Below are 14,729 nucleotides of genomic sequence, written 5' to 3'. Positions count from 1 at the left end.
CGTCTCGGGTGGTTCGGGCCGCGAGCGGTGCTCGGGTGCGCTACCCTACACCAGATCGAACAGCAACGGCAGGCCGGGCGCGCCGCCATGGGCTCCTCAGGAGGCGACATGCAGACACGGATCGAGGCGAGGCCGCTCTATCTCGCGGCCCAGGTACGCGAGATGGACCGCCGCGTGATTGCCGAGGCGGGCGAGGGGTTCTGGCTGATGCGCCAGGCGGGAGAGGCTGCCTATGCGCTGCTGCGCGCGCGCTGGCCCAAGGCGCGGCGACTGTGCGTGCTCTGCGGCGGCGGCAACAACGGCGGCGACGGCTATGTGCTGGCGGCGCTGGCTGCCGCCGACGGCCTGGCCGTGGAGCTGGTCGCGTTGACCCCGCCGGAGAGGCTCGCGGACGATGCGCGACGGGCCTATGAGCTGGCCGCGGAAGCCGGGCTCGATGCGCTCGGCTGGCGTGATGCGCTGACCCTGGATGGTGAGATCATGGTCGACGCGATGCTCGGCACCGGCGCCCGGGGGGCGCCACGCGGCGACGTCGCCACCGCGATCGCCCAGCTCAACGCCGCCGGCAGGCCGGTGATGGCGCTGGACGTCCCCTCCGGGGTCGATGTCGACAGTGGCCATGTCGAAGGCGCGGCGGTGCATGCCACGCTGACGCTCACCTTCATCGCCGACAAGTTCGGCCTGCACACCGGTGCCGCGCTGGATCATGTCGGCGATCTGACCCTGGCCGATCTGGGTGTGGATGCGTGTGCCTTCACCGACCTGGCGCCGGTGGCGTGGTGCCAGGAGGCGCAGTGGCTGGCTACGGCCCTGCCGCCGCGCCGCCCCAGCGACCACAAGGGTACCCACGGTCATGTGTTGGTGATCGCCGGGGCACCGGGCATGGGCGGGGCTGCGCTGATGACCAGCGAGATGGTGGCGCGGGTCGGGGCCGGCAAGGTAAGCCTGGCAACCGATGCCGCCCACGTCGCCGCGAGCCTCACCCGGTTTCCCGAGATCATGGCCCACGGCGTTCGCGGGGGCGCCGACCTCGCCGCGCTGGTGACGGCTGCCGATGTCATCGCGGTGGGGCCGGGTATCGGCACCGGCGCCTGGGGGCAGGCCGCACTGCAACAGGCGCTGGCCGTCGACAAGCCGTGCGTGGTCGATGCCGATGGCCTCAATTTGCTCGCCGCCCGCGAGTCACCGACTCGGCGCGACGACTGGGTGCTGACACCGCATCCCGGCGAGGCCGCGCGTCTGCTCGGCTGGAGCACGGCGGCGGTGCAGCGTGATCGGCGTGGCGCGGTGATCGCGCTGCAGCAGCGCTGGGGCGGCTGTGTGGTGCTCAAGGGCCCCGGGACGCTGGTATATGACGGCGAGCGACTCGACCTGTGCCCCTACGGCAACCCGGGAATGGCCAGTGGCGGGATGGGGGATGCGTTGACCGGGTTCGTCGCTGGCCTGCTGGGGCAGTTCGGCGAGCCGGCACGGGCGGCGCGGCTAGGGGTGCTGATCCATGCCCTGGCCGCGGACGCGGCGAGCGCCGCTGGCGGTCAGCGTGGTCTGCTGGCGAGCGATCTGGCATCCTATGCGCGACGCTTGGCCAACCCCTGACGGCCGGCAGCGTGAGCCCTGGCGGCTATGCCGTAGCCACGCTGCCGCCGCCGCTCTGCTGTGGCCGTTTCTTGACTCGAGGCCGCTGCGTGAGGCGGGCCGAACTTTGACGAAGCTAGTGCAACCATGCCGATCCTACTGCAAGACGAAGCCGCCCAGGTGGCCTTCGGCGAATCCTTGGGATACGCCCTCGCCGGGCGCGGCCAGATTCATCTGATCGGTGAGCTGGGCGCCGGCAAGACCACGCTGACGCGCGGTATCCTGCGCGCCCATGGTCATACAGGGGCGGTCAAGAGCCCCACCTATACGCTGGTCGAGCCCTACGAGCTGGGCCGTTACCGGGTCTACCATTTCGACCTCTACCGCCTCGGCGATCCCGAAGAACTCGAGTTCATGGGCGCACGCGACATGCTGGACGACAGCGTCCTCAGCGTGATCGAGTGGCCCAGCCGCGGTGCAGGATGGCTGCCGCGACCCGATCTCGAACTGCATCTGAGCCTGGCCGAGAGCGGGCGTCGGGTCGCGGCGGTAGCGCACACTCAACATGGACGTGACGTGCTGGCCTCGCTGCCGGCGGCGTTGAGCGACAAGGAAGATGCATGCTGAAGGATGTGGCACACAGGGACATGACTGCAGCGGGCGCGTTAGCGCGCGGCTGGCGGCGCCGCTGTGGCGGGCTGGCACTGCTGGCGCTCGGCTGTCTGCTGCTGGTACTCGGCTGTCTGCTACCGACCTCGGCGGCGCAGGCGGCCAAGGTCAATAATCTGCGGCTGTGGTCGGCGCCCGACCACGTGCGCCTGGTGTTCGATCTCTCGGGGCCGGTGCAGGCCAACGTCTTCACCCTGGACAATCCGCGTCGGGTGGTGATCGATCTCGACAGCACCCAGCTAGACGTCGACATCGCCAAGCTCGACCTCGACGCCAGTGCCATCGACAAGGTGCGTACCGGGGTGCGCGAGAGCGGCGGGCTGCGCGTGGTGCTCGACGTCAATCGCGCGGTGGTGCCCAAGAGCTTCACCCTGCCGCCCAACAAGCAGTACAGCGATCGCCTGGTGGTCGATCTCGACTACCCCGGCGCCAGCGCCGTGGCCGATCCGATCGATCCGATCGAGGCGATGATCCGCGATCAGGAGATCGCCGCGCAGCGGGCGCAGAAGGAGGCGGTGGTCGAGGGCAATCCGGAGCAGGCCGATGCGGTCGCCGCCACGGTGGAAGCGCAGCCGCACCCCAAGCGTGACATCATCATCGCCGTCGATCCTGGCCACGGCGGCGAGGACCCGGGGGCGATCGGCCCCAACGGTACGCGTGAGAAGGACGTGGTGCTGGGGATCGCGCGCAAGCTGAAGCAGCGCTTCGACCAGACCCCTGGGTTCAAGGCCTTCATGACCCGTGACAGCGACTACTATGTCGGCCTGCGCCAGCGCACCCTGCTGGCGCGCCAGCAGAAGGCGGACTTCTTCGTCTCGATCCACGCCGATGCGGTGCGCAGCCGGCAGCCCTCGGGCAGCTCGGTATATGCGCTCTCCCAGGGCGGGGCGACCTCCGAGACCGCGCGCTGGCTGGCGGCGAGCGAGAACCAGTCGGACCTGATCGGCGGCGTCGACGGCAATCTCAGTCTCGACGACAAGGACGAGGTGCTGCGCGGCGTGCTGCTCGATCTGACCATGACCGCGACCATGAACGACTCACTGGCCACCGGTGGTCAGGTGCTCGACAAGCTGGGGCGGATCAACAAGTTGCACAAGTCCAAGGTGGAGCAGGCGGGCTTCGTGGTACTGAAGTCGCCGGATATCCCCTCGCTGCTGGTGGAGACCGGCTTCATCTCCAACCCTAGGGAGGAGGCGGAGCTGCGCTCCTCGAAGCATCAGGCCGAGCTCGCCCAGGCGATCTACGCGGGGATCGTGGCGCATTTCCGGCAGCATCCGCCGCCCGCCAGCCTGCTGGCGTGGCAGCGCGATCAGGGTCGCGGCAGTGCCAGCAACGAGTACCGGGTGCGCGCCGGCGATACCCTGTCGCAGGTGGCGGCGGGTCACGGTATCAGCATGCGTGCGCTGAAGCAGGCCAATGGCCTCGACAGCGACATCCTGCGCGTGGGCCAGGTGCTGACGATCCCGTGAGCTGGCGATATCGGACGAGGAGAACAGAGAGATGAGTGAGGCGTCACGTATCCGCGTTCTCGATCCGCGCCTGGCCAACCAGATTGCGGCGGGTGAGGTGGTCGAGCGGCCGGCCTCGGTGGTCAAGGAGATCGTCGAGAACGCCATCGACGCCGGTGGGCGGCGTATCGAGATCGAGCTGGAGTCCGGCGGCACCCGCCTGATCCGGGTACGCGATGACGGCAGCGGCATTGGTGAAGAGGATCTGCCGCTGGCGTTGTCGCGCCACGCCACCAGCAAGATCGCCTCGCTCGATGACCTCGAGGATGTCGCCAGCCTGGGCTTCCGTGGCGAGGCGCTGGCCTCGATCAGTGCGGTGTCGCGGCTGGAGCTGATCTCCAACGCCGCCGACGACCCCACCGGAGGGTGGCGGGTGGTCGCCGAAGGTCGCGAGATGGCCCCAAGGGTAACGCCGGCACCGCACCCCCGGGGCACTTCGGTGCTGGTGCGCGATCTGTTCTTCAATACGCCGGCGCGGCGCAAGTTCCTGCGCACCGAAAAGACCGAGTTCGGCCACGTCGAGGAGGCCTTCCGCCGCCTGGCGCTGTCACGTTTCGACATTGCCTGGCTGCTGCGCCACAACCAGAAGGTGGTCCACCAGCTGCCGGCGGCGGCGGACGATCAGCGCGGCCACGAACGCCGCATCGCCGCGCTGCTGGGCAAGCGCTTCATCGACGAGTCGCTGCATCTCGACCTCGAGGCGTCCGGTCTGCGCCTGTGGGGCTGGGTCGGGCTGCCCACCCACTCGCGGGCCCAGGCCGATCAGCAGTACTTCTTCGTCAATGGGCGCGTGGTACGCGACCGCCTGGTCGCGCACGCTATCCGTCAGGCCTACCGCGACGTGCTGTTCCACGGTCGCCACCCGGTGTTCGTGCTCTATCTCGAACTCGACCCCCGGGTGGTCGATGTCAATGTGCACCCGACCAAGCACGAGGTACGCTTCCGCGACGGGCGTCTGGTCCACGACTTTCTGTTCTCGAGCCTGCATCGGGCGCTGGCCGAGGTGCGACCCAACCCTCAGGGCGTGGCCGATGCCGCTGGGCAAGCGTCCGAGGGCGTGGATGGCGGGGAGACACAGCGACCGGAAGGCATGCCACCAGAGGGCGATGACGCGGCGCTGCCGGCGTGGCAGCAGCAGCGTATGCCGCTCTCCGGTCAGCATGAGCGCGGCGCTGCGGGCGGCTACGCCCCGCGCCAGGACGGCAGTCCGCGGCCGCCGGCCCAGCGCATCCGCGAATTCATGGCCGGCTACCACGCCCTGCACCCGGATCATGAGTCGACCCTGCTCACGCCGCGGCAAGCAGCAGACGAGACCGCGGGAGAGGCGGCGTTAGAGGGTCCCGGCGGCAGCGCCGCCGCGCTCGCCAGCCGCGAGCGCCCGGCGCCGGATGTCGCCACGCTGGCCGCTGACGATGGTACCCAGGCACCGCCGCTGGGCTATGCGGTGGCGCAGCTGCACGGCGTCTATATCCTGGCTCAGAGCGAGCGTGGCATGGTGATCGTCGACATGCACGCGGCCCACGAGCGCATCGTCTACGAACGCATGAAACAGCAGATCCACGCCGGCGCCCTGGACGCCCAGCCGCTGCTGGTCCCGGTCTCGATCGCGGTCGGCGCGGCCGAGGCGGAGACCGCCGAACGCGAGCGCGAGGCGTTCTCGCGGCTGGGTGTCGAGCTCGATGCCGCTGGCCCTGAGACCTTGCTGGTGCGCCAGGTGCCGGCGCTGCTCGCCGATGCCGATATCGAGCCGCTGATCCGCGACATGCTCGGCGATCTCGAGCGCTACGGACGCTCCGACCGCTTCGAGACGCACATCAACCAGCTGCTCGGCACCATGGCCTGCCACGGCAGCGTGCGCGCCAACCGCGCGCTGACGCTGCCGGAGATGAATGCGCTGCTGCGCGACATGGAGCGCACCGAGCGCAGCGGCCAGTGCAACCATGGCCGTCCGACCTGGACCGAGATGTCGATGGCGCAGTTGGACAAGCTGTTCCTGCGCGGCCAGTGAGAGGGTACTTACAAAATGCCTGCGCTCGGCAATACGGCGTTAAAATCGGCCTCAAAATGCTCATTTACCCCGTGTAAACTCCGCTTTTTCGACCGATTTTGCCTTGTCTTGCCTTCGCTCGCCGAATTTGTAAACACCCTCTGAGACACACTTTTAGAGAATACACGTGACCCGAGATGACCGCCCGACGGCGATCCTGCTGCTGGGGCCGACCGCCGCCGGCAAGACCGATACCGCGATCGCGCTCCACGAGCAGTGCGGCTGCGAGCTGATCAGCGTCGATTCGGCGATGGTCTACCGCGGCATGAATATCGGCACCGCCAAGCCCAGTGCCGAGGAGCTGGCACGTGCGCCGCATCGGCTGATCGATATTCGTGACCCGGCCGAGCGTTACTCGGCGGCGGATTTTCGCGAGGATGCCCTGAGCGCCATGCAGGCGATCTCTGCCGGCGGCAAGACGCCGCTGCTGGTCGGCGGTACCATGATGTACGCCAAGCGTCTGGTGGAGGGGGTGGCCGAGATGCCGGCGGCGGACCCCGAGCTGCGCGAGGCGCTGCGCCAGCACGGGGAGTCGCACGGCTACGCGGCGCTGCACGCCGAGCTGGCGGCGGTTGACCCCGAGGCCGCGGCGGCGATTCATCCGCACAACCGTCAGCGTCTGATCCGTGCGCTGGAGGTGCAGCGGGTGAGCGGCGTGGCGCTGAGCGAGCACTGGCGTCGGCAGCAGCGGGCAAACTTTCCGTGGCGACTGTTGTCCATTGCTCTCGCGCCTGCCGATCGTGGCGAACTTCACCAGCGTATCGCGGTGCGATTCGAGGCGATGCTGGATGGCGGATTCATCGAGGAAGTGGCTACATTGAAACAGCGGGGTGACCTGCACCTCGATCTGCCCTCCATGCGCAGTGTCGGTTATCGTCAGACGTGGGAGCATCTCGATGGCGCCTACGACCGCGACGGCCTGCGGGCCCGAGGGGTCGCCGCCACCCGTCAACTGGCCAAGCGCCAGCTGACCTGGTTGCGGCGTTGGCCCGGGCTGGTGTGGGTCGACAGCAGCGCCCCTGACGCCCTCGCGCAGGTCGTGAAAATCGTGCGTGCCCATGGGAGTTAGCGTAAAATAGGAAGCTTCGTCACGACGATGGCGAGCGGTGATCGCTGCCGCGCCACGCTGCCGGAACCGAGTGCGGCGTCGCCGACAACAGAAAAGCAAGTCAAAAACAGTATGGCTCGTCTCGCCAAAGCGATGAGTTTTCACATTATGGGAGAGCAACATGTCCAAAGGGCAGTCCCTTCAGGACCCGTACCTGAACATCCTGCGCAAGGAGCGCATCCCGGTTTCCATCTTCCTCGTCAACGGCATCAAGCTGCAGGGTCAGATCGAATCCTTCGATCAGTTCGTCATCCTGCTGCGCAACACCGTGAGCCAGATGGTCTACAAGCACGCCATCTCCACGGTCGTGCCCTCCCGTAACGTCCGGTTGCCGCCGCAGGACCCCAACGCAGCGCCCGGGCTCGACAATTGATCGAGAGGTAGTGATTGTTTTTCGAACGTCCCGACGCCGGCGAAACGGCGATTCTGGTCCATGTGGACTTTCAGGACGAGCAGGATCGCGAGGATCCAGGTGAACTCCTGGAGCTGGTGCGATCCGCTGGTGCGGTGCCGGCGACCCTGATTCAGGGCAGCCGGCGCCGTCCCGACCCTCGTTCCTTCATCGGCAGTGGCAAGCTCGACGAGGTCAAGCACGCCCTCACGGCTCACCACGCCGAACTGGTCATCTTCAACCACGCCCTGTCTCCCTCCCAGGAGCGCAACCTCGAGCGCAGCCTCAACTGCCGTGTGCTCGATCGTACGGGGCTGATCCTGGATATTTTCGCGCAGCGTGCGCGAACCCACGAAGGCAAGCTGCAGGTCGAGCTGGCCCAGCTCGAGTACATGTCGACCCGGCTGGTGCGCGGCTGGACTCACCTGGAGCGGCAGAAGGGGGGGATCGGCCTGCGCGGCCCCGGCGAGACCCAGCTCGAGACCGACCGTCGGCTGCTGCGTGCACGCATCAAGTCGATCCACAAGCGTCTCGAGAAGGTGCGCAAGCAGCGCGATCAGAACCGTCGGGCGCGGGCCCGGGCAGAGGTGCCCAGCGTGTCTCTGGTGGGCTACACCAACGCCGGCAAGTCGACGCTGTTCAACGCCATCACCGCGGCCGAGGTCTACGCCGCCGATCAGCTCTTCGCCACCCTCGACCCGACTCTCAGGCGTCTCGACGTGCCCGACGTGGGCGAGGTGGTGCTGGCGGATACCGTGGGCTTCATTCGCCACCTGCCGCACAAGCTGGTCGAGGCGTTCCAGGCCACCCTGCAGGAAGCCACCGAGGCGAGCCTGCTGGTGCATGTGATCGATGCCGCCGACCCCGACCGCGAGCTCAACGTGGCCCAGGTCGACAGCGTGCTGGCCGAGATCGATGCCGACGACGTACCGCGCCTGCTGGTGATGAACAAGATCGACCTGATGGATACCGCGCCGCGCATCGAGCGCGACGGCCAGGGACGTCCGCAGGTGGTGTGGCTCTCGGCGCGTGACGGTCAGGGGCTCGAACTGCTGCGTGAGGCGATCGGCGAGTGGCTGGCGGAGGACATTCTCGACATCCGCTTGACGCTGACGCCGGAGCAAGGTCGACTACGGGCAGCGCTGCATGAACTGCAGGCGGTACGCGAGGAGTCGTTCGATGAGGGGGGTCGGACGATTCTCGAGATTCGCTTGCCCCGACGGGAGTTTATGCAGATGATGGCCCGCTTGGGCGAAAGCGCCGATAACTACTTGCCCGTACACGAGCAGGCCCCGATCGACGACTGGGAACGGGTCTGACGCGGGAACTGATTACGCAGGGGAGCTTCGTGGCCCGCGGGCCCGATTCGCACAGGGCGACGACGATTCGACATCAGGCCGAACACGCCCAGTGCGCCGACGCCAACCGCCTCGGCGGCTCGTACTCCCCACGCCTGACGCAACGCTTTGATCGCATCGAGTGGAGACTTAGGTATGGCTTGGAACGAGCCAGGTGGTGGCAACAACCAGCAGGACCCTTGGAGTGGCGGGGGGGGCCGCCGCCCGAGCGGGAATGGTGGTGACAATGGCGATGGCAACAATCGCGGCGGCGGCAACAATCAGGGGCCGCCGGATCTCGATGAGGCGCTGAAGAAGTTTCAGGACAAGATCAGCCGTCTGTTCGGCGGCCGCGGCAAGCGCGGCGGCGCCGGTGGTGGTGACGGCAGCGGTGGTGGCAAGCGCAATCCTTTCGTGCTGCCGCTGCTGGTGGTGATCGTCGCCGCGGTGGTGTGGGCCGGTTCCGGCTTCCACCTGATCGATCAGTCCGAGCGCGGCGTGGTGTTCCGCTTCGGCAAGTACACCACCACCCTCAATCCCGGGTTGCACTGGAATCCGCCGATCGTGGATCAGGTCAAGAATGTCAACGTGACCAGTATCCGTTCGGCCAACCAGACCGACTCGATGCTCACCAGCGATGAGAACATCGTTCGCGTCAGCGTCTCCACTCAGTACGTGGTCAGCGATGCCCATGCCTTCCTGGTCAACGTCAACGAGCCGGAGATGACGCTGCAGAACGCGATGGACTCGGCCCTGCGCCAGGAAGTCGGCAACATGAAACTGCAGCAGATCCTGACCACCGGGCGTGATCGCCTGGGGCAGCGCGTCTTCGATCGCCTCAGCGCCTATATGGATGCCTACGGCACCGGCCTGCGCCTGCAGACCGTCAACGTCGAGTCGACGGCGCCGCCTGATCAGGTCCAGAACGCCTTCGACGATGTCATCCGTGCGCGTGAAGAGCGCCAGCGTTCGATCAACCAGGCCAATGCCTACAGCCAGGCCGTCGTGCTCGAGGCCAAGGGTCAGAAGCAGCGGCTGGTCGAAGAAGCTCAGGGTTACAAGGCCGCCGCCGTGGCCGATGCCACTGGTCAGACCAACCGCTTCAACTCGCTGCTGGGCGAGTACCAGCAGGCGCCCAAGGTCACCCGCGAGCGCCTCTATCTGGAGACGATCAGCCAGGTGCTGAGCCAGACGCCCAAGGCGCTGGTCGATCTCGGTGACAGCAGCGCGGTCACCGTGCTGCCGCTCAACCAGATGCAGGCCGGTGGCAACGCCAGCAGCGACGGCAACGCGACCAAGATGAGCATGCAGCAACTCGAACAGATTTCGCGTGAGGTGGTCGATCACATGAACAGCAGCAGCAACTCGCAGCAGCAGACGCGTAGTTCCAGCCTGCGGGAGGGCCGTTAATGTTTAACAATCGTGCCCTGATCGGCGTCATCGTCCTGGCGCTGCTGGCGTGGTTCGCCAGCGCGAGTTTCTACGTCGTCAACGAGACCCAGCGCGCCATCAAGCTACGCTTCGGCGAGGTGATCGAGAACAATATCGGTCCCGGGCTGCACTTCAAGCTACCGGTATTCAATACCGTGCGTATCTTCGACGTGCGCGTACAGACGGTGGACTCCGGCGCTACGCGCTATCTGACCGCCGACTCCAAAGCGGTCATCGTCGACTCCTTCGTCAAGTGGAAGATCGCCGATCCGAAGCAGTTCTACGAAGCGACCCGGGGTAACATCCAGGTTGCCGAGAACCTGATCGCCCCGCGGACCGACGAGGCGTTGCGCAACAAGTTCGGCCAGACCCAGATGTCCGACATCATCCAGGAGCGCATCGCCGCCGAGAGCAAGAAAGAGGACCTGGCCGGGAAGAGTAAAGGCCCGGACACGGTCGAGGGCGCCCGCGAAGAGCTGATGGTCGAGCCGGTTCAACAGCTCGATGCGGCCATGCGCAAGGAGCTCGGCGTGCATATCCTGGATATCCGGGTGAAGCGCATCGAACTGCCCACCGAGGTGACCCAGGCGGTCTACGAGCGTATGAACTCCGAACGTGAGCAGGCCGCGCGCACCTACCGCGCCGAGGGTCTGCAGCAGGCCGAGGCGATTCGCGCCGACGCCGACCGCCAGCGTCAGGAGATTCTTGCCAGCGGCCGTCAGGAGTCTGAGACCACGCGCGGTGAGGGTGATGCCCAGGCGGCCAAGATCTACGCCGGCGCTTACCAGAAGGACCCGGACTTCTACGCCTTCTACCGCTCGATGCAGGCCTACCGCGACAGCTTCAACGGCGAAGGCAAGGATCTGCTGGTGCTGAGCCCCGAGAACAGCCAGTTCTTCCGCTACCTGAAGAACCCGCAGCCGGGGGCGGCGCAGTGAGCGCATGAGAAACCCACGTCCGCGGGATTTCCCCGCGGGCGTTTCGTGGTACCATTTTCGACGCCGGGTCTTGCCCGGCTTTTTTGTGCGAGAGGTTCGTGCCGCCGCACGCTGCAAGGGGCGTGCGGGGTGTGGACACGGCCGCATCCAGATGACGTTGTCGGGCGGCGCCGCGCGCCGGCGCCCTCGATCCTCACGACTTACCGCTTGGCAGGACAGGCTCATGACGATCGCTGACCGCTGGCTGCTTCCAGACGGCATGGACGAGATTCTGCCGCCGCAGGCAACCCGTATGGAGGAGCTGCGTCGGACGCTGCTCGACCTGTACGACCGCTGGGGCTATGACCTGGTCATGCCGCCGCCGGTCGAGTTCCTCGATTCGCTGCTGACCGGCACCGGCACCGATCTCGATCTGCAGACGTTCAAACTCACCGACCAGCTCACCGGACGCATGATGGGCGCCAGCGCCGATGTCACCCCGCAGGTGGCGCGGATGGACGCTCACTCGCTCAAACGCCAGGGCCCGGTGCGGCTGTGCTACTGCACCACCGTGCTGCGCGCCCAGGCGGACAAGCATCAGGGTGGACGCAGTCCGATGCAGGTGGGGGTGGAGCTGTTCGGCCATGCCGGCCTCGAGGCGGACATCGAGGTGCTGCGCCTGGCGCTCTCCAGTCTCAAGGCGGCGGGCGCCGGCGAGATCCACCTGGCGCTCAGCCACATCGCCATCTATCGCGCGCTGACCCAGGCGGCGGCGTGCGACGATGAGGTGGAGCGGGCGCTGTTCGACGCCATCGAGCGCAAGGCGTTCAATCGGGTCGATACGCTGGTGGCAACGCACGTCAGCGATCCGGCGCTGGCGCGCATGCTCGGTGAACTACCGCGGCTTCACGGCGGTGCCGAGGTGCTCGAGGCGGCGCGCGATGCGCTTGCCGGGGCGCCGGCCACGGTGGCCGAGGCGCTGGCGCAGCTGGTACGCCTGCATCGTGGGGTGGCCGCCGAGCATCCCGAGGTGTCGGTCTACTTCGATCTGGCCGAGCTGCGTGGCTACCAGTACCACACCGGTATGGTCTTCGCTGCCTACGTGCCCGGCTATGGTCAGGCCCTGGCCAAGGGCGGGCGCTACGACGATACCGGCCGCGCCTTCGGCCGGGCTCGGCCGGCGACCGGGTTCTCCATGGATCTCAAGCAGCTGGCGACGCTGGCCGAGCGCGAACCGCCGGTAAATGGCATCTGGGCGCCCGACGACGACAGCGCTGCGCTCACCGAGACCATCAACTACCTGCGCGCTCAGGGAGAGCGCGTGACTCAGGCACTGCCCGGGCAGCACACCGGTCCGGGCGCTCACCGCTGCGATCGCCAACTGGCGTTCGAGGCGGGCGAGTGGCGCATCGCGCCGTTGAACTGAAACGAACGGGATTCCGACGCACGCGTCGCAACGAGTCGAGCGAGAGACGAGAGCAATGGGCAAGAACGTAGTCGTATTGGGTACCCAGTGGGGTGACGAGGGCAAGGGCAAGGTCGTCGACCTGCTGACCGAGTCCGCCTCGGCGGTGGTGCGCTTCCAGGGCGGGCACAATGCCGGTCACACGCTGGTGATCGATGGTCAGAAGACCGTGCTCCACCTGATCCCTTCCGGGGTGCTGCGCGATGACAAGATCTGCGTGATCGGCAATGGCGTGGTGCTCTCGCCGGAAGCGCTGATCGACGAGATCAAGGAACTCGAGGCCAAGGGTGTGCCAGTGCGCGAGCGTCTGCGCCTGTCGCCGGCGTGTCCGCTGATCCTGCCCTATCACGTGCGCCTCGATCAGGCCCGCGAGAAGGCCCGCGGCGTGGCCAAGATCGGCACCACCGGTCGCGGCATCGGCCCCGCCTACGAGGACAAGGTCGCGCGTCGCGGTCTGCGCCTCGGCGACATGCTGCATCGCGAGCGTTTCGCCTCCAAGCTGGGCGAAGTGCTCGACTACCACAACTTCGTGCTGACCCGTTACCACGGCGAGCCGGCGGTGGACTTCCAGGAAGTGCTGGATCAGGCCATGGCATTCGCCGAGGAGCTGCGGCCGATGGTGTGCGATGCAGTGACCCTGGTGCATGACATCCGCAAGTCGGGCGAGAACATCCTGTTCGAAGGCGCCCAGGGCTCGCTGCTGGATATCGACCACGGCACCTACCCGTTCGTGACCAGCTCCAACACCACCGCCGGCGGGACTGCCACCGGCTCCGGCGTGGGGCCGCTCTATCTCGACTACGTGCTGGGGATCACCAAGGCCTACACCACCCGTGTCGGCTCCGGTCCTTTCCCCACCGAGCTGTTCGACGAATTCGGCCGCCATCTGGCCGAGAAGGGGCACGAGTTCGGCGCGACCACCGGGCGCGCCCGTCGCTGCGGCTGGTTCGACGCGGTGGCCCTGCGCCACGCGGTGCAGATCAACTCGGTTTCCGGCATCTGTCTGACCAAGCTCGACGTGCTCGATGGGCTCGAGAACATTCGCGTCTGTGTCGGCTACCGCAGCAAGGATGGCGAGACCATCGACAACCCGGTGGATTCCGAAGGCTACGAGGTGATCGAGCCGCTCTACCACGATCTGCCGGGCTGGAACGAGTCGACCCTGGGCATCAAGCGTGTCGAGGAACTGCCGGCCAATGCGCGCGCCTACATCGCCTTCCTGGAGCAGGAGGTCGGGACGCCGATCGATATAATCTCCACCGGTCCGGACCGCAACGAGACGATCGTGCTGCGCAATCCGTTCGACTGAGTCGCGACGCGATCCGCCCTCCCGGCCCGCTGCCTCGGCAGCGGGCTTTTTATTGCCCACAATTCTTTCAATTCCGGTGATAGGCAAAGTCTGTTTCCCGAGACGAGTGCCCCTGATGCGTCCCCTTGGCTGAGCCATCACGTTTCGCCGCGGGGCCGCGCGCGGCGCGGTCTGGCACCGGATCCGTGTGTTGCTGTCAGGCGGCGGGTAGCGGCACTGTCGGGGCCTGCCGCAGGGCCCGGCAGCGCGGGCGTTTGACGTATGGCGAGGGTTCACACTCTGTGCAAAGGGGACTAAAATGGTCCTATATGATCTCGCGGGCACGGATGCCCGTATCGGCCCGCGACAAGGGTCGATGATCGAACCGTTTCACCCAAGGTGGCTCGCACCTGTCGAGTCGTCGAGTGCAGGCCCGGTGCATGCTGAAACTTTCCAAGCTGACGGACTACGCCGCGATGATGATGGCGCAGATCGCGCGGGCGCCCGAGGAAGCGCATACGGCTTCCGAGCTGGCCCAGCGGCTGCATCTGCCGCATCCGACCGTAGGCAAGACGCTCAAGATGCTGGCGAAAGAGGGGCTGTTGGTATCGCGGCGAGGCTCCCACGGCGGCTATGTGCTGGCACGGCCGGCGGTGGACATCGCTGCCAGCGATATCATCGCGGCGATCGAGGGGCCGATCGGCATGACCGAGTGCAGTCATGTCGACGGTGAGTGCGAGCTGATCGGCACCTGCGGCGTGGCCGACAACTGGCAACGCGTATCGCAGGCGATCCGCACGCTGCTCGATGGCGTCACGCTGGCCCATCTGGCCCAGGAAGCACCGATCAAGTTACCCGTACTGATGCCGATCCAGAGCGTCACGCTGCCCAGCGTGGCCGAGGGCCGGCGCTAGAACAGTCAGCACGACTCCCGGGGTCCCGTGGTCGCGACCGGAAGGGGCGTATCGCGGAGAAGAGGCTGGCGCGACAAGA

At 66.9% G+C, this 14,729-nt stretch carries 12 protein-coding genes; all 12 read left to right on the top strand.

What is annotated here, in order from left to right:
* Positions 1-108: 108 nt before the first annotated feature.
* Positions 109-1,596 carry an NAD(P)H-hydrate dehydratase gene (locus ABV408_RS12900; RefSeq protein ID WP_353979332.1) on the top strand — a complete coding sequence of 496 codons (1,488 nt, stop codon included), beginning with the start codon at positions 109-111 and terminating at the stop codon, positions 1,594-1,596.
* Positions 1,597-1,722: 126 nt separating this feature from the next.
* Positions 1,723-2,202, top strand: a complete 480-nt coding sequence (gene tsaE / locus ABV408_RS12895) for a tRNA (adenosine(37)-N6)-threonylcarbamoyltransferase complex ATPase subunit type 1 TsaE (RefSeq protein WP_353979331.1) — start codon at positions 1,723-1,725, stop codon at positions 2,200-2,202.
* A 20-nt stretch (positions 2,203-2,222) separates the two neighbouring features.
* Positions 2,223-3,713, top strand: a complete 1,491-nt coding sequence (locus ABV408_RS12890) for an N-acetylmuramoyl-L-alanine amidase (RefSeq protein WP_353979330.1) — start codon at positions 2,223-2,225, stop codon at positions 3,711-3,713.
* Between the two features lie 31 nt (positions 3,714-3,744).
* A complete protein-coding gene (gene mutL, locus ABV408_RS12885; protein ID WP_353979329.1) occupies positions 3,745-5,760 on the top strand; it encodes a DNA mismatch repair endonuclease MutL in 2,016 nt (671 codons plus the stop codon).
* 166 nt (positions 5,761-5,926) lie between these two features.
* Positions 5,927-6,868 (top strand): tRNA (adenosine(37)-N6)-dimethylallyltransferase MiaA, encoded by a 942-nt coding sequence (miaA, locus tag ABV408_RS12880; protein WP_353979328.1) that lies wholly within the window; start codon positions 5,927-5,929, stop codon positions 6,866-6,868.
* Between the two features lie 160 nt (positions 6,869-7,028).
* Positions 7,029-7,280 carry an RNA chaperone Hfq gene (gene hfq / locus ABV408_RS12875; RefSeq protein ID WP_035469968.1) on the top strand — a complete coding sequence of 84 codons (252 nt, stop codon included), beginning with the start codon at positions 7,029-7,031 and terminating at the stop codon, positions 7,278-7,280.
* Between the two features lie 14 nt (positions 7,281-7,294).
* On the top strand, positions 7,295-8,617 hold the full coding sequence (hflX, locus tag ABV408_RS12870) for a ribosome rescue GTPase HflX (protein WP_353979327.1): 1,323 nt from the start codon (positions 7,295-7,297) through the stop codon (positions 8,615-8,617).
* Between the two features lie 174 nt (positions 8,618-8,791).
* Complete coding sequence (hflK, locus tag ABV408_RS12865) at positions 8,792-10,045, top strand: FtsH protease activity modulator HflK (RefSeq protein ID WP_353979326.1); 1,254 nt, start codon at positions 8,792-8,794, stop codon at positions 10,043-10,045.
* The gene (gene hflC / locus ABV408_RS12860; RefSeq protein ID WP_353979325.1) at positions 10,045-11,004 is read left to right on the top strand and encodes a protease modulator HflC; all 960 of its coding nucleotides are present in this window, start codon (positions 10,045-10,047) and stop codon (positions 11,002-11,004) included. Before hflK ends, hflC begins: the two co-directional genes overlap by 1 nt.
* Before the next feature lie 223 nt (positions 11,005-11,227).
* Positions 11,228-12,409, top strand: coding sequence for an ATP phosphoribosyltransferase regulatory subunit (locus ABV408_RS12855; protein ID WP_353979324.1), 1,182 nt, complete (start codon positions 11,228-11,230; stop codon positions 12,407-12,409).
* A gap of 55 nt (positions 12,410-12,464) precedes the next feature.
* Entirely contained in the window at positions 12,465-13,757 is a 1,293-nt protein-coding gene (locus ABV408_RS12850; protein WP_353979323.1) for an adenylosuccinate synthase, read from the top strand.
* 419 nt (positions 13,758-14,176) lie between these two features.
* A complete protein-coding gene (locus ABV408_RS12845) occupies positions 14,177-14,650 on the top strand; it encodes an SUF system Fe-S cluster assembly regulator (RefSeq protein WP_353979322.1) in 474 nt (157 codons plus the stop codon).
* The last annotated feature ends 79 nt before the right edge of the window (positions 14,651-14,729 follow it).

Origin of the sequence: Salinicola endophyticus (assembly GCF_040536835.1) — a bacterium.
GTDB lineage: Bacteria > Pseudomonadota > Gammaproteobacteria > Pseudomonadales > Halomonadaceae > Salinicola > Salinicola endophyticus_A.
Note: the sequence above shows the minus strand (reverse complement) of the source record. Positions and strands in the feature narration are given on the sequence as shown.

What these genes read in the sequence shown, in the direction of transcription:
- mutL (WP_353979329.1), top strand. Translation starts at nt 3,745, where the DNA reads ATGAGTGAGGCGTCACGTATCCGCGTTCTCGATCCGCGCCTGGCCAAC.
- hflC (WP_353979325.1), top strand. Translation starts at nt 10,045, where the DNA reads ATGTTTAACAATCGTGCCCTGATCGGCGTCATCGTCCTGGCGCTGCTG.
- ABV408_RS12850 (WP_353979323.1), top strand. Translation starts at nt 12,465, where the DNA reads ATGGGCAAGAACGTAGTCGTATTGGGTACCCAGTGGGGTGACGAGGGC.
- ABV408_RS12900 (WP_353979332.1), top strand. Translation starts at nt 109, where the DNA reads ATGCAGACACGGATCGAGGCGAGGCCGCTCTATCTCGCGGCCCAGGTA.
- hflK (WP_353979326.1), top strand. Translation starts at nt 8,792, where the DNA reads ATGGCTTGGAACGAGCCAGGTGGTGGCAACAACCAGCAGGACCCTTGG.
- ABV408_RS12845 (WP_353979322.1), top strand. Translation starts at nt 14,177, where the DNA reads ATGCTGAAACTTTCCAAGCTGACGGACTACGCCGCGATGATGATGGCG.
- hfq (WP_035469968.1), top strand. Translation starts at nt 7,029, where the DNA reads ATGTCCAAAGGGCAGTCCCTTCAGGACCCGTACCTGAACATCCTGCGC.
- ABV408_RS12855 (WP_353979324.1), top strand. Translation starts at nt 11,228, where the DNA reads ATGACGATCGCTGACCGCTGGCTGCTTCCAGACGGCATGGACGAGATT.
- ABV408_RS12890 (WP_353979330.1), top strand. Translation starts at nt 2,223, where the DNA reads ATGACTGCAGCGGGCGCGTTAGCGCGCGGCTGGCGGCGCCGCTGTGGC.
- tsaE (WP_353979331.1), top strand. Translation starts at nt 1,723, where the DNA reads ATGCCGATCCTACTGCAAGACGAAGCCGCCCAGGTGGCCTTCGGCGAA.